This is a genomic window from Bradyrhizobium sp. URHC0002 (assembly GCF_054059515.1).
Window position 1 is genome coordinate 6,231,509 of sequence record NZ_JBSSCF010000001.1, and the last position, 14,658, is coordinate 6,246,166.

13 protein-coding genes are annotated in these 14,658 nt (G+C 63.2%); 6 read left to right on the forward strand and 7 right to left on the reverse strand.

All coding sequences use genetic code 11. The annotated features are described in order from the left end of the window. Positions 1 to 34 precede the first annotated feature (34 nt). Positions 35 to 739: a DJ-1/PfpI family protein gene (locus tag ACVWVY_RS30405; protein WP_456629829.1), complete on the forward strand. Its 705-nt coding sequence runs from the start codon at positions 35 to 37 to the stop codon at positions 737 to 739. A gap of 382 nt (positions 740 to 1,121) precedes the next feature. On the opposite strand, the gene ACVWVY_RS30410 is transcribed toward ACVWVY_RS30405, so the two are convergent. Then, positions 1,122 to 1,532 (reverse strand): NADH:ubiquinone oxidoreductase subunit NDUFA12, encoded by a 411-nt coding sequence (locus ACVWVY_RS30410; RefSeq protein ID WP_456629830.1) that lies wholly within the window; start codon positions 1,530 to 1,532, stop codon positions 1,122 to 1,124. Positions 1,533 to 1,797: 265 nt separating this feature from the next. Here ACVWVY_RS30410 and ACVWVY_RS30415 point away from each other — a divergent pair, with 265 nt between their 5' ends. Further along, entirely contained in the window at positions 1,798 to 2,463 is a 666-nt protein-coding gene (locus ACVWVY_RS30415; protein WP_456629831.1) for a BA14K family protein, read from the forward strand. 61 nt (positions 2,464 to 2,524) lie between these two features. Here the strand turns inward: ACVWVY_RS30415 and ACVWVY_RS30420 are convergent, their stop codons facing one another. Then, on the reverse strand, positions 2,525 to 3,415 hold the full coding sequence (locus tag ACVWVY_RS30420) for a DMT family transporter (protein WP_456629832.1): 891 nt from the start codon (positions 3,413 to 3,415) through the stop codon (positions 2,525 to 2,527). A 181-nt stretch (positions 3,416 to 3,596) separates the two neighbouring features. Here ACVWVY_RS30420 and ACVWVY_RS30425 point away from each other — a divergent pair, with 181 nt between their 5' ends. Together ACVWVY_RS30425 and ACVWVY_RS30430 are read left to right on the forward strand one after the other, a co-directional pair. Then, positions 3,597 to 4,001: a response regulator gene (locus ACVWVY_RS30425; protein WP_456629833.1), complete on the forward strand. Its 405-nt coding sequence runs from the start codon at positions 3,597 to 3,599 to the stop codon at positions 3,999 to 4,001. 18 nt (positions 4,002 to 4,019) lie between these two features. Beyond that, the gene (locus ACVWVY_RS30430) at positions 4,020 to 6,263 is read left to right on the forward strand and encodes a CHASE3 domain-containing protein (RefSeq protein ID WP_456629834.1); all 2,244 of its coding nucleotides are present in this window, start codon (positions 4,020 to 4,022) and stop codon (positions 6,261 to 6,263) included. A 59-nt stretch (positions 6,264 to 6,322) separates the two neighbouring features. Here the strand turns inward: ACVWVY_RS30430 and ACVWVY_RS30435 are convergent, their stop codons facing one another. Together ACVWVY_RS30435 and ACVWVY_RS30440 are read right to left on the reverse strand one after the other, a co-directional pair. Next, on the reverse strand, positions 6,323 to 6,616 hold the full coding sequence (locus tag ACVWVY_RS30435; RefSeq protein ID WP_456629835.1) for a hypothetical protein: 294 nt from the start codon (positions 6,614 to 6,616) through the stop codon (positions 6,323 to 6,325). Between the two features lie 53 nt (positions 6,617 to 6,669). Next, on the reverse strand, positions 6,670 to 7,164 hold the full coding sequence (locus ACVWVY_RS30440; RefSeq protein WP_456629836.1) for a GDSL-type esterase/lipase family protein: 495 nt from the start codon (positions 7,162 to 7,164) through the stop codon (positions 6,670 to 6,672). Between the two features lie 284 nt (positions 7,165 to 7,448). Here ACVWVY_RS30440 and ACVWVY_RS30445 point away from each other — a divergent pair, with 284 nt between their 5' ends. After that, entirely contained in the window at positions 7,449 to 7,787 is a 339-nt protein-coding gene (locus ACVWVY_RS30445) for an HNH endonuclease (RefSeq protein ID WP_456629837.1), read from the forward strand. Here ACVWVY_RS30445 and ACVWVY_RS30450 read toward each other — a convergent pair. The 3 genes from ACVWVY_RS30450 to ACVWVY_RS30460 all read right to left on the reverse strand — a co-directional run bounded on the left by ACVWVY_RS30450 (position 7,784) and on the right by ACVWVY_RS30460 (position 10,173). Then, the gene (locus tag ACVWVY_RS30450; RefSeq protein ID WP_456629838.1) at positions 7,784 to 8,062 is read right to left on the reverse strand and encodes an FCD domain-containing protein; all 279 of its coding nucleotides are present in this window, start codon (positions 8,060 to 8,062) and stop codon (positions 7,784 to 7,786) included. The genes ACVWVY_RS30445 and ACVWVY_RS30450 overlap by 4 nt on opposite strands. Beyond that, complete coding sequence (locus ACVWVY_RS30455) at positions 8,043 to 9,107, reverse strand: ketopantoate reductase family protein (protein ID WP_456629839.1); 1,065 nt, start codon at positions 9,105 to 9,107, stop codon at positions 8,043 to 8,045. The genes ACVWVY_RS30450 and ACVWVY_RS30455 overlap by 20 nt, the downstream gene beginning before the upstream one ends. 169 nt (positions 9,108 to 9,276) lie before the next feature. Then, positions 9,277 to 10,173: a DMT family transporter gene (locus ACVWVY_RS30460; RefSeq protein ID WP_456629840.1), complete on the reverse strand. Its 897-nt coding sequence runs from the start codon at positions 10,171 to 10,173 to the stop codon at positions 9,277 to 9,279. A 745-nt stretch (positions 10,174 to 10,918) separates the two neighbouring features. Between ACVWVY_RS30460 and ACVWVY_RS30465 the strand changes: the two genes are divergently transcribed. Then, positions 10,919 to 14,656, forward strand: coding sequence for a vitamin B12-dependent ribonucleotide reductase (locus tag ACVWVY_RS30465; RefSeq protein WP_456629841.1), 3,738 nt, complete (start codon positions 10,919 to 10,921; stop codon positions 14,654 to 14,656). Positions 14,657 to 14,658 lie beyond the last annotated feature (2 nt).

Consider the following 14,658-nt stretch of genomic DNA (forward strand, 5'->3'; position numbering starts at 1 on the left):
GCGGTTCGTCAAGCCAAATTTTCCGGAGGTCACGATGTCCGCGCCGTCTCCCACGCCCACGCCGCTGCAGATCGGTCTCGCGCTGTTCCCCAAGGTCACCCAACTCGACTTCACCGGTCCGTTGCAGGTGTTCTCCAGCCTGCCCGGCGCCAAGGTGCATTTGATCTGGAAACGGATCGAGCCGGTCACGAGCGATTCCGTGCTGGTGCTGACGCCGACAACGACCTTTGCGGACTGCCCGCAGCTCGACGTCATCTGCGTGCCCGGCGGTTCGGGCACCGACGACATGGTCAACGACGAGGAGATGCTCGCCTTCCTGCGCAAGCAGGCCGTTGGTGCAAAATACGTCACCTCGGTCTGTACGGGCTCACTGGTGCTCGGCGCCGCCGGCCTTCTCAAGGGTTATCGCGCGGCGACGCACTGGACGGCGATGGATTTTCTGAGCGCGTTCGGCGCGATCCCGACCAAGACGCGCGTCTGCGTCGACCGCAACCGCGTCACCGGCGGCGGCGTCACCGCAGGCATCGATTTCGCGCTGACGCTGGTCTCGCTGCTGCACGACAGGCGGACCGCAGAGGCGATCCAGCTCCGCCTCGAATACAATCCCGCGCCGCCGTTCAATTCCGGCTCGCCGGACACCGCGCCGACGGAAGTCCTCGCCATCATGAAAGACAGAATTGCGCCGGCGCAAATCCGCCGCGGCGAGATGATCGAGCGCGCCGCCGCGCGGCTGACGTAAGCACCACGCGGTACCGCGTTCCGGGACACGCAGCTGTCGCCGCACAAAGAAGAAAAAGGCCGCCTGGTTTCCCAGACGGCCTTTCCTGTCCTACGGCAGCCACACATTAGCGGGCGATTTCAGAACCTCTGCACCAGGGGCCTATTTCCCGGCCGTGTCCTACTCGGTGACCGCTGCAAATCGGGGCAGTCGCGACTGGATCCCGACACCGACGCGATGGTTTCCCATCTCCGTAAGATGTCCCCATTGAGCCGCGAAAACGCGGACGGCACAAGACGGTGGCGGCGGATGTCCCCGCTGATCCCGTTATTCACAGGGTTGATGGCTGTGGTCTAGGCGCGTGCAACCGCGTGCGACCGCGAAACGCGCGATGACAATCGCTTCAGCTACCCGGCGTCCAGGCCTGGTAGTCGCCGGTCGCCTGGGGGCGGCGGCCGCTGGCAAGCGTCGAGCCGGAGGGACGGTAGGCCGCAGGCGTGCCGGTCATGTTTGCAACATGCGGCTTCTCCCATTCCCGCGGCGTGTAGCTCTCCTCGGTCGGGGCGACATCGACGGTGTGATGCAGCCAGCCATGCCATGACGGCGGCACCCGGCTCGCCTCGGCGTAGCCGTTATAGATCACCCAGCGCCGCTCGAAGCCGAGGGTCGGATCGATCTTGCGGCCCTTGGTGCGATAGTAGCTGTTGCCCTGCTCGTCCTGGCCGACCAGCTCGCCGAATCGCCACGTCCACAATTGCGTGCCGAACGTCTGGCCGCTCCACCAGGTGAAAAATTTCAGCAGAAACAGCTTCATGAGGGCTCGGCCGGTTCGAGATGTCGTGAAGCCCTGATGCCACCGGTGCGGCGGATTGTCCAGACAAAGGCTGATATTGCAGCCTTGTATTGCAGCCTTGGCACACCGGTACGCGCTCGGGGCATGTCGCGGAATCGGCGCAATCCGTTCATTCCGCGTACAGTTGCGGTCTGACAGGTTCAGCTCGCGCGCAATCAATACGCGGGCTCGGGAACGTCCGCCCGCTGAACGGGTTAGGACCTATATCCCGCAAATGGAGCCAACAATGATCAATCTGAAAGTTTTGAGTACTGCGGCAGCGATGGCACTGCTTTTGCCGATGGTCGCGCCAAGCCTCAGCGCCGCTCAGGCGCAGGAGGGCCGAGGCGGTGTTGGTGGCGGCGGCGGTGCCAGGGCCGGCGGCGGCGGCGGCGCAGCTATCGGCGGTGGCGGTGGCTTTAGAGGCGGTGGCGGCGGCTCCGTCGCACCCGGCGGTGGTGGCGGCTTTAGAGGTGGCGGCATGGCCGTTGCACCCGGCGGCGGTGGCAGCTTTAGAGGCGGCGGCGTGGCCGTTGCACCCGGCGGCGGTGGCGGCTTCAGGTCTGGCGCCGTTGCCGGCGTGGGTGGAGGTCGCGTCGCGGGTGGCGTCTATCAAGGCGGCGGCGGCCGCTATTACGGCGGCGGCTATCGCCACTATCACCGAGGCGGCGGCTTCTGGCCGGGCGTCGCGGTCGGCGCGGGCATCGGCATCGGGTCGAGCTACGGCTATTACGGCAGCCCCTCCTACTACGATGACTCGTACGGATATTACGACGAGGGCGTGGTCGCAGCGGCTCCTCCGACCGACGATGATGCCGTGGCGTACTGCACGCAGAGGTACCGATCCTACGATCCGGCGTCGGGAACCTATCTCGGCAATGACGGGCTACGGCATCCCTGCCCGGCGCAGTAGCACGATGTCATGAATTCGAAGTGCGGCGCATTTCGGTGCGCCGCCCTTTTTCGTTGCAAGATTACGCGCGCAGCGCCAGCGCGACGCCGCCGAGCGTGACCACCAGTGCGCCAAGTTCGCGCAGCCCGAGCGGCTCATGCAAAACCGCGGCTGCGGCCAGCACCGCAATTACCGGAACCAGCAAGGTTCCAATCGAGGCTGTCGTCGCCGGCAGCCGCTCGAGCGCGGCAAACCAGCACACGGTACACAGGCAGAACTGGATCAGCGTCATATAGATTAGCGACGCCCAGCCGACGGCTGACAACGCGGCCAGCTGCGGCTGCTCGACCGCAAGGCCAACGATCGCGACTGGCAGGCAGCCGAGCCCGATTTGCCAGGCGGCCAGCGACAGCGGCGGCATCGCCAGCGGGAAATGCTTGGTCAGTACGGTGCCGAGGCCGACGCACAGCGCGCCTGCCAGCGCACACGCGATGCCCGGCAATTTTCCGACGCTGGCGTCGATGCCGTTGCCACCGATCAGCACGGCGATGCCGCCCAGCGCGACCGCCAGCGCGACGGCGCGCAGCGGGGACAGCCGTTCACCCAGGATCGGCCATGCCAGAATCGCCACCCAGACCGGAATCGACATGCCGAGCACCGCGGCCTCGCTGGCGTTGAGCCACAGCAGCGCGAGCCCCATGAACGCAACCCAGCCCCCGATCGTCAGCATCGAGACCAGCAGCAACCGCAACCATATCGGCCGCGGCACGCGCAATTTCTGCCGCCGCGCGAGCGCAAACAGCGCCAACGCAGCGGCACCGGCGATGCCGCACAGGCCGCGCGAGGACAATGGCGGCCATTCGGTCAGTAAATTTTTCACGATTGGGAAGTTGAGGCCCCACCCGACCGACGTAATGGCAAGCAAGACGAGCCCGAGCGGCGACAGCCGCCCCGCGCGATTGATCGGGGGCATGATATGCTTAGATCCGGAACCGGAAGTACATTTGTTCTCGTTCTGACACAGCGAAACGGAATTGCCCTCAACAACTTTTATGTGCACTCTACCATACAGACGACCTGTCGGCGTTACGACTTAATCGTCACATGGGATGTGCTGGTCCTCCTGGCCGCCGCCCGAGGAAGAAGGAATCATCGTGCCGCGCGTTCTCGTGGTCGATGACGACCCGGTGGTATGTGTTGCCATCGAGGCTTGTCTGACCCGCAAGGGTTTTAAGGTCACCGTTGCCGACGGTGGTGAAGCGGGAATGCGCGCACTCGAAGTCTGCGACTTCGACGTGATGCTGATCGACGTGTTCATGCCGCATATGAGCGGCTTCGAATCGATCCGGATGTTCCAGGAGCGCAGGCCGGACGTGCCTGTTATCGCGATGTCGGGCTACGCTTTCGCCAACGCCGAACGCGCGCCGGATTTCCTGCGGATGACCATCGAGCTCGGCGCGGCGTGCTGCCTGCGCAAACCCTTCACGCCGGATGCGCTGTTGACCTCGGTCAATCAGTGCATCACCACACCGAAAGCTTCCGTGCGCCACTCGAAATAGTGAAGTAAGCAACTGGCAATGCCCTCGCAGCGTATCATCCTTGGAATTGGCCTCGCTATCCTCCTCATTATCGGCGCTGCCTCGATCGGTTTGGATCTCAAGTCGCGGTCCGATAACGCTTCCGTCGATCGTGCGCTTGGAATCCTTGCGAAAATCTCCGATATGCGCCCGCAGCTGCGCCGGGCGGAAAGCGCGGCGCGTGCCTTCGCACTTACCGGCGATCAGCAATTCGCCAGGGATTACCGCGAGGCCAGCGACGCGATCCTGCCGGCGCTCGCGGCACTGATCGAAGCCGTCAAGGGCAATCCCACCGAAAAGCAGCTGATCGAGGAGACCAAGGCGCTGATGGAGCGCCAGGTTGCAATCGATGGCGAGCTGATCAGGCTCCGGACCGCGGGAGATGCCGCCGCCGTGGCGGCACTCGTCGGCCAGGAGGACCGTGGGGCGACGGCCGCGATCGCCGGAAACCTCGAAAAGGCAGTGGCGGAAGAGCGCAGGCTGCTCTTCGCGCAGCGCGCCGAATCAGAAACCAACGGGACGTTCCTGCTGGCGATCGATCTCGCCGGCGTTGCACTGATCCTGATCCTTGCCACCGTACTGACGCTGGCGGCCCGCCGCTCGCGCCGGGAACTGCAGGACTCGCTCAGCGCCACCCGGGCCACCAACGAGGCGCTGGAGGCGGCGGTCGCCGAGCGCACCGAGCATCTGGTCGCAGCCCATGACGAACTCAGGCTTTCGGCGGCCGTGCTGCGCAGCACCTTTCACAGCATGGCGGAGGCGGTGCTCGTTATCGACCCCAAGGGAGAGGTCTTGCTCTCCAACCCGGCCGCCGAGAAGATGCTGCGCTACCGGCCGGGAATGACGGTCGAACTGCTGCGGTCGCTCAGCACGGTTTTTCATTCCGACGGCGTCACGCCGCTGCTTGTCCAGGACATGCCCGCCTCGCGCGCGCTGCGCGGCGAAGCGTTCGACGCCACCGAACTCGTGGTTCGCCCCGTCAGCGGCAATCCACCCGTTCACCTCATGATCAGCGGCCGGCCGCTTCGCGATGGCGCGGGTGCCATCAGCGGCGCAGCGCTGGTCTATCACGACGCCACCGCCTCGCGCGAAACCGAGCACAAGCTGCTGCAATCGCAAAAGCTTGACGCCATCGGCAAGCTCACCGGCGGCGTCGCGCACGACTTCAACAACATGCTGACGGTGATCACCGGCACCACCGAAACGCTGGTCGCGCGCCTCGCGCATGAGCCTGAATTGCAGAAGACCGCCGAACTGATCGACCAGGCGGCGGAACGCTGCAGCGAGCTGATCCAGCATCTGCTCGCCTTCGCCCGCCGCCAGCCGCTGCAGCCGCGCAATGTCGACGTCAACGCCACCGTGCTTGACATCGCAAAATTGCTTCGTCCGACGCTCGGCGAGCAGATCGAGGTCAACTCGATCCTCGAGCAGGAAGTGGCGACCGCCCATATCGACGCCTCGCAGCTCGCCAACTCCCTGCTCAACATGGCGATCAACGCCCGCGACGCGATGCCGAACGGCGGCAAGCTGCTGCTGGAGACGCGCAACGTCGTGCTCGACGAAGCCTATGCGCAAGGAAATCCCGGCGTGAAGCCCGGCCCCTACGTGATGCTAGCGGTCAGCGACACCGGCGCCGGAATGTCGCGGGACGTGCTGGACAAGGTGTTCGAGCCGTTCTTCACCACCAAGGAGGTCGGCAAAGGCTCAGGCCTCGGCCTGAGCATGGTCTACGGCTTCGTCAAGCAATCGGGCGGACACATCCGGATCTACAGCGAGATCGGCCACGGCACCACGATCAAGCTCTATCTTCCGCCGGCCCGCGGCCAGGTCGAAACCGCGCCGGCGGCGCCGCCGGCGTTGCCGCATGGCGACGAAACCATCATGGTGGTGGAAGACGACGCGCTGGTGCGCAATTTCGTCACCACGCAATTGCAGAGCCTCGGATACCGCACGGTCGGCGCCGCCAATGGACCGGCGGCGCTGAACCTGATCGATGGCGGCGAGGCATTCGATCTCCTGTTCACCGATGTGATCATGCCCGGCAGCATGTCCGGCCGTGAACTGGCGGAGAAGGTGCTGAAGCTCCGGCCCGGCATCAAGGTGCTCTACACATCAGGCTATACCGACAACGCCATCGTGCATCAGGGCCGCCTCGATCCCGGCGTGCTGCTGCTGACCAAGCCGTATCGGAAGTCTCAACTCGCCAACATGATCCGCCGCGCCCTGACGGGCGGCACGGCATAAGTCGGGCATTACGGCACCTCCGAAAGCGCCATGAGGCGACATGAGCCACCTTGCTCAAACTATTCCAGAGTAATTTTTGCTTCCAAACGAGCGATCAGGGCATCCGATCGGGTCTTGAAGTTTGGTGGTATCTTTTCGCCGCTGCGCAGCCGCGATTTGACTATTGAGGCCAGTCGACGGGCTTCAGTCTCGCGCCCCTCGATCAATTCCATTTCTGCCAGGGCAACAGCAAAATTCAGGTTGTCTGGCTGTAGTTCGTGCGCTTTTCTCAGCGGGCCGAGTGCCTCGCGTAGCTTGCCGTTTTTTCTCAAATCTTCGGCGTAATCGAATTGCAACACCGCGCTTTGGGGCAACGCTTTCCCGCGGGCACCCGGGCCTTGTGGTTTGAAGACACTCGAAATTGCGATCAATGAATCGATGGAAGCAACTGAGCAGCAACTCGTCGGTAACCCTCCGCAGTTAGATGAACATGATCCGGTTGAACCAGGCCAGCCGCCCGAGCGGATAATACCAATCCATCAGCCTGGACGATCCTGATTCCACGTTTGCGAAGTTGCTGCTGAATATTGGCGATGTTCGCCTGGCGCATGGCGGGGGAAATTTTGCCCCGATCGTTGCCTCCAAATTGCAGGATGACGATTTTGGTACCATCAGGAACGGCACTCGACAGTCGAGCCAGCATGCCGTCCGTTGTATCTCCGTATACGCCTGCATTCGTGACACGCAGGCCGGACCCCCGGGCCCGCAGCATTGCTTGTAGTTGCGCCGGATAAGACTCGGACGCGCCAACACCGTGGCCTTGAGTATTGCTTGCGCCTAGCGCCACGACTTGCGCGGACGCTGCGCCCATGAGTGCGAAGGACAATAATATCGCGGCTGCTATTCTCCACAAATTCAGCATGTTACCTCCAATATACTTTAAAAATATCGCTTGAGCTTATCCTACTCGCGAGGGAATAGCGCGGAGATTATGGGTGGTTATTCGACCAGGCCCTGATCGGCATCTTGATGAGCAAACGGTGGGCGCCGCCAACGGCGCTGAACCTGATCGAAGGCGGCCAGGCGTTCGATCTCAACGGGGTAAGCTGGCACAAGGCGCAAGCTTCTCCGCGCCAGCTCGTTTTGAGTGCCGAGTTAGTGTACGGAGAAGGAAAACCTTGGAGATAAGGATCCTCGGAAGAGCCAATGACCGTGCCCAATTTGAACTACAAGCGCTGCTACGTCGATTGGGGTGGACGATGCGCCTACTGCAACATTGGACTCCCAAGAATTAAATGGGACGGCAAAGTCAGAGCCGGCATCGACCATTTCATCCCGCTTTCAAAGGGAGGGCAGAATAGCCGGGGCAATCGCGTGCTCTCCTGTTACCCCTGCAATCTCGCCAAGGACGACACCGACCCGCGCGAGACAAATCAATGGCCCCATATTGAACGCCGGCTTGCCGAGATCGCCGCCACCCCGCTCATCAGCCACCGGCGGCTCAAGGAAATCCTGCCCGAATTGGTGAAGCAGGTTTACGTCTAAGGCTTGATCCGCCGGGAAGCTATCGGGGTGCGCGGCTGAAATGCGTGCAGGCTTCTCCAAGTTGAATTGAGCGCGTGCTCATTGTCAGCCACCTTGGCGATGACGTGGATCAGCTGACGCTCGGCCTCGAAATGACGCTCGGCGCCGTGCTCGCGATCGCCGATCGCCTCCCGCATCTCCTTGAGAATGGCCTCCATGCGGGCGATGTCGCGGTTGGAGCGCGCCAGCGCCGCATCCGCCGCGATCGCAAACCCGTCACTGCGAGCCGGAGCCACCCGCCACGATCTTCTCGTTCAATTTCTGATCGACGGTCTGCACCGTGCGGTCGATCTCGGCGCTGGGCGCGCCGAGCTGATCGGAAACCAGCTTCACCAGCAGGTCGACGCGCTCGATGAAGGGCGCGCCAGCAGCAACCGCACGGGCCGCCGATGACGGCTTGAGCAGGCTTTCCGCCGCCTTGGCGTATTTCTCGAACGGCACCTGATCCGCCGGGTCGGCGCCCAGACGGCGGGCGATACCGTCGACATGGTCATAGATCGACTGCGAGAGTTTCAGATCGCCGTGCACGGCGTCGCGGATCGACTGCGGCTCATGCGGCGTGATGCAGCGGTAATTTCCCGTCAGCAGCATCGACCATTTGGCCAAGGGGACGAACAGCGAAGAGAACACCTTGAGCTTCACCGGAACGTCATGGCCATCCAGCTTCACCGCGTCGATATCGGCTTCGAGCTCGCGAAGCATCTCGTTGTGCTGCGCGTCCTCAAAGGCCGCGGCCTTGAAGTTGGTCGGCAGGCCGACATGAAGCACGTTCGCCGCCTCTTCCGGCGGCCGGAAGGCCTGCGGATCGGGCGAGCACAGCGACACCAGTCCCGGCTTGAACCGCTCCCATACCGACGCATTGGTGTAGGCCTCCTCGAGGTCCATGTCCGCCAGCGCGGGGATGCGCTTGAGATAGGGCAAGGGCGGCATGTTCATGATCGACAGACAAGGCAGCTTGGCCTCGGCGATCTTGATCATCAGAACCCGGATCGTATGGTTGGTGTATTGCGGCTCCTGCATCGCAAGGCCGACCAGATCGTAGCGGGAAAGATCGACCTCGGCGGGCGTGGTCGCATCCAGTTTGCCGGGCAGATCGCGCGAGAAGATCGCGCGGTGCACCGCCTCGTCGCGCAGCTTGATGCGAACCTCGGTACCGTCGCGATTGATGAGGTCTGCCGTCTTCCTCCGGCAAACCAGGGTCACGTTGTGACCCGCCATCAAAAGCTTCGTCGCCAGCAAGGAGCCATACGAGGCCCCAAGGATCAAAATATTGCGCGCCATACTCTCTCTTTCACGGATGATGCCGGAATTATCCCGAACGACCCGACCCCAGCCGGGCCGCAAATTTCGCCCGTGGCATACAGTATATTAATAGGCGTTACAATCACATAGCGCCGCAATTTCGCCCTCCGCTGGTCGCCAGGAATGGGATTGAAAGGGAGAGAATTACTCAGGACCTTGTCGCCAGCACCACCCCGGCCAGCGTGAACACCAGCGCCACGATCTGGGTCAGCCCGAGCGGCTCGCCGAGAGCCATCGCGGATGCGACGACGCCGATGACCGGCACCGCCATGGTGCCGATCGCCGCCACCGAGGCCGGCAGGCGGGCCAGTGCCGCAAACCAGCTCACATAGGCGATGCAGAACTGGATCACGGTCGAATAGACCAGCAGCCACCAGCCGAGCGCTGTCACCTTCTCGATATGCGTGGTCTCGAAGGCGAGACCGATGATGACGATCGGAAAACATCCGAGTCCGATCTGCCAGGCCGCGGCCGGTATCGGCGGCAGCGGCACCGGCAGCCGCTTCGCCAGCACGGTGCCGAGCGCAAAGCCGAGCGCGCCGCCGAGCGCCATCACGATGCCCGGCAGTTTTTCGGTCGTGGCTGATATGCCGTTGCCGCCCATGATGGCAGCAAGGCCGGCAAACGCCATCACCAGCGCTACCGTGCGTAAGATCGTCGGCCGCTCGCCGAGCACCGGCCAGGCCAAAAGCGAAGCCCACACCGGCATGGTGTAGGCGATCAGCGCCGCCTCGCTCGCCGGCAGCCACAAGAGCGCCAGCCCCATCAGCACCATCCAGCCCGTGACGTTGAGCAGCGCCGCCAGCATCAGCCGCGGCCACAGCTGCCGCTCGACCTTCAGGCTCTGGGAACGCGCCAGCGCCAGCACCGCCAGCAGCAGCGCGCCGACCATGCCGGTCGAGCCGCGCAAGGTCAGCGGCGGCAGCTCGCTCAGGAGGTATTTTGTGACGGGCCAATTAAAGCCCCAGCCCACCGAGGTGATGGCGAGGAACATGAGCCCGGCGGGCGCGATCCGCGCCGGCGCGGTGGGTTTTGATTCTGTCATGGAGCCCGGCAAGGGACGAAAAAGAGATGGAATCAGCGCCCACCATGGCGCGTATCCGCCCGCGCCGCCACGGATGCGCGGGCATGCCAGACCTCCCCTGCCCGTAGCCTTACGGAAGCGCGCCCCGTGCGCTTACGTGAGTCTCGGCAACGCAATCCCTGGGGCTGAAAAAATTCCTGCCCTGTGAACAGTGGGCGAAGCCTCGTTCCACAGGGTGGGGATAATTTTTTTCCCTTGGGAATCCCTGAGGACTCACTGATACTTGGGGCCATCACAGGGGCGGCATCGCCCCCTGTTATCCCTTACTTTCCACCATATTTAGTATTTGATTCAGGAACTCGTACTAGTCCTTGACGGGCCCGACGGGTTTGGCCTAGCTTTCTTCCTGTTCGGCGCGAGTGAGTTTTGGGTCCCGCCGGTCGCTCCCAAATGGGTTCCAGAACCATCGCTCCGTTGGCCGGTTGAGGCACGGATAGAGGGTTCGTCTGCCTTGAAACGAGGTGATCCGGGGCGACGAAAAACGGGCTGAAACTGGCCCAGGTAACGCGTGGAGGGGTTGGCCTCGCTGGTGGGCGGGACGAACCCCTTGGGGTGGCGAAGACAGAAACAGGGCCGGGTCCACCGGTCGAGCTGGCGAAGCCGTTGGGGCCACATCTTCACGCGAAAATGTGGGGCGGCGGTTCGCTGATTGAAAACATCCGGCAACCGCGAAAAAGCGGACCGGGCAAGAAGACGGGGCACGACTATGCGAATCGAACGGCGCAACACCACTTCCGGCCAGTCACCCTATGCAGGGATTGATTTCAGGCTGACGACATCCGAGATCCGCAACCCCGATGGTTCGATCGTGTTCCGGCTCGAAAATGTCGAAGTGCCCCAGTTCTGGTCGCAGGTCGCCTCGGACGTGCTGGCGCAGAAGTATTTTCGCAAGGCCGGCGTCGCCGCGCGCCTGAAGAAGGTCGAGGAAGAGACCGTGCCGTCCTGGCTGTGGCGCTCGGTGCCCGACACCGAGGCGCTGGCTCTCCTCCCGGAATCCGAGCGCTTCGTCAGCGAGCTCAGCGCAAAACAGGTGTTCGACCGCCTCGCCGGCTGCTGGACCTATTGGGGCTGGAAGGGCAAGTATTTCTCCACGGAGGAAGACGCGCAGGCGTTCTTCGACGAGCTGCGCTTCATGCTCGCAAAACAGATGGTCGCGCCGAACTCGCCGCAGTGGTTCAACACCGGACTGCACTGGGCCTACGGCGTCGACGGCCCCGGCCAGGGCCACTATTACGTCGATCCCTTCACCGGCAAACTCACAAAGTCGAAGTCGGCTTACGAGCATCCGCAGCCGCATGCCTGCTTCATCCAGGGCGTGGGTGACGACCTCGTCAACGAGGGCGGCATCATGGACCTGTGGGTGCGTGAGGCGCGCCTGTTCAAATACGGCTCCGGCACCGGCTCCAACTTCTCCCGGCTGCGCGGCGAAGGCGAAAAGCTGTCCGGCGGCGGCCGCTCAAGCGGCCTGATGAGTTTTCTGAAGATCGGCGACCGCGCCGCGGGCGCGATCAAGTCTGGCGGCACCACGCGCCGCGCGGCCAAGATGGTCGTGGTCGATGCCGATCACCCCGATATCGAGACCTATATCGACTGGAAGGTGAAGGAGGAGCAGAAGGTTGCGGCGCTGGTCACCGGCTCCAAGATCAACCAGAAGCACCTCAAGGCCGTGCTGAAGGCCTGCGTGAATTGCGAAGGCTCGGGCGACGACTGTTTCGATCCCGAAAAGAACCCTGCCCTGCGCCGCGAGATCAAGCTCGCGCGCCGTGCGCTGGTGTCCGACAACGTCATCAAGCGGGTGATCCAGTTTGCCAAGCAAGGCTACAAGGAGATCGACTTCCCGACCTACGACACCGACTGGGATTCGGAAGCCTACCTCACGGTATCCGGCCAGAACTCCAACAACTCGGTCTCGCTGAAGGACGATTTCCTCCGCGCCGTTGAAACCGATGGCGACTGGAACCTGGTCGGCCGCACCAACAAGAAGGTGACGAAGACGCTGAAGGCCCGCGAGCTCTGGGAAAAGATCGGCCACGCCGCCTGGGCCTCGGCCGATCCCGGCCTGCACTTCAACACCACCATGAACGACTGGCACACCTGCAAGTCGTCAGGCGATATCCGCGCGTCAAATCCGTGCTCGGAATACATGTTCCTGGACGACACCGCGTGCAACCTCGCCTCGGCCAACCTCATCACGTTCTATTCAACCACCACAAAGCGGTTCGACGTCGAATCCTACGAGCACCTCTGCCGGCTCTGGACCATCGTGCTGGAAATCTCCGTCATGATGGCGCAGTTCCCCTCAAGGGCGATCGCCGAACTCTCCTACGAGTTCCGCACGCTGGGCCTCGGCTTCGCCAACATCGGCGGCCTGCTGATGACCATGGGCCTGCCTTACGACAGCAAGGAAGGCCGCTCGCTGTGCGGCGCGCTGACCGCGATCATGACCGGCGTGGCCTATGCCACCTCGGCCGAAATGGCCAAGGAGCTCGGCCCCTTCCCCGGCTACAAGAAGAACACCCAGCACATGCTGCGCGTGATCCGCAACCATCGCCGTGCCGCGCATGGCGAGAGCCGCGGCTATGAGGCGCTGGCGGTCAGTCCCGTGCCGCTCGATCACGCTTCGTGCCCGCAGGCTGACGTCATCACGCACGCCAAGGCCGCCTGGGACAACGCGCTCGAACTCGGCGAACTCAACGGCTACCGCAACGCGCAGACGACGGTCGTGGCGCCGACCGGCACCATCGGCCTCGTGATGGATTGCGACACCACAGGCATCGAGCCTGATTTCGCGCTGGTGAAGTTCAAGAAGCTCGCCGGCGGCGGCTACTGGAAGATCATCAACCAGGCCGTCCCCGTGGCGCTGCGGACGCTCGGCTATAGTGAAGCCGATATCGCGGAGATCGAGGCCTACGCCGTCGGCCACGGCTCGCTCTCCAATTCGCCCGGCATCAATGTTTCCACCTTGAAAGCCAAAGGCTTCACCGACGAAGCTCTTGCAAAAGTGGAAAAGGCGCTGCCGACCGCGTTCGACATCAAGTTCGCCTTCAACAAGTGGACCTTTGGCGAAGACTTTCTGCGCGAGACGCTCAACATCGCGCCGGAAGCGATCGCAGCCCCCGGCTTCGACCTGCTCTCGGCGCTCGGCTTCAGCAAGCGCGAGATCGAGGCCGCCAACGTGCACATCTGCGGCGCGATGACGGTCGAGGGAGCCCCGCACCTCAAGGCCGAGCACTATCCGGTGTTCGACTGCGCCAACCCCTGCGGCAAAATTGGAAAACGTTATCTGTCGGTGGAGAGCCACATCCGCATGATGGCGGCGTCGCAGCCGTTCATCTCGGGTGCGATCTCGAAAACCATCAACATGCCGAACGACGCCACCGTCGAGGATTGCAAGGCGGCTTACCTGCTGTCCTGGAAGCTCGCGCTGAAGGCCAACGCCCTCTACCGCGACGGCTCGAAGCTGAGCCAGCCCCTGAACTCGCAGCTCATCAGCGACGATGACGACGAGGAAGATGCGACGGAAGCGTATTACGACAAGCCGATGGCCGCGCGTGCCGCCCAGGTCTCGGAAAAGATCGTCGAAAAGCTGGTCGAGCGTATCGTGGTCATGCGCGATCGCGAGAAGATGCCGGATCGCCGCAAGGGTTACACCCAGAAGGCGGTCGTCGGCGGCCACAAGGTGTACTTGCGCACCGGCGAGTATGACGACGGCCGTCTCGGCGAGATCTTCATCGACATGCACAAGGAAGGCGCGGCGCTGCGCTCCTTCATCAACAACTTCGCCATCGCGGTTTCGCTCGGCCTGCAATACGGCGTGCCGCTGGAAGAGTATGTCGACGCTTTCACCTTCACCCGCTTCGAGCCGGCGGGCCCCGTGCAGGGCAACGACTCGATCAAGTATGCGACCTCGATCCTCGACTATGTGTTCCGCGAACTCGCGGTCAGCTACATGTCGCGCTTCGACCTCGCGCACGTCGATCCCAGCGAGTCCAACTTCGACGCGATGGGCAAAGGCGTCGAGGAAGGCAAGCAGCCGGAGCAGCCGAGCAGCAAGTATCTGTCCAAGGGCCTGACCCGCTCGCGCACGGATAATCTGGTCGTCATGCGCGGCGTCGACGTCGACACCCGCGGTTCCGGCAACGTCACCGCGATCGCCGGCCACGGCCCCAGCGCCCGCAACAGCGACACCGTCGAAGGCGCGGTGGCACTGAAGCAGGAAACGAGCCACGACCTGTCGCCGACGGAAAAGCTGGAAGCCATGCAGTGGAGCAAGGCCGGCAGCGCCGCCGTGGCGGTCGCCCCGTCCAAGGCCGAACGCCGCGCGGAAGCCAAGGCCAAAGGCTACGAAGGCGAGATGTGCTCGGAGTGCGGCAACTTCACGCTGGTGCGGAATGGCACGTGCATGAAGTGCGATACGTGTGGCAGCACGACGGGGTGTTCGTGAGA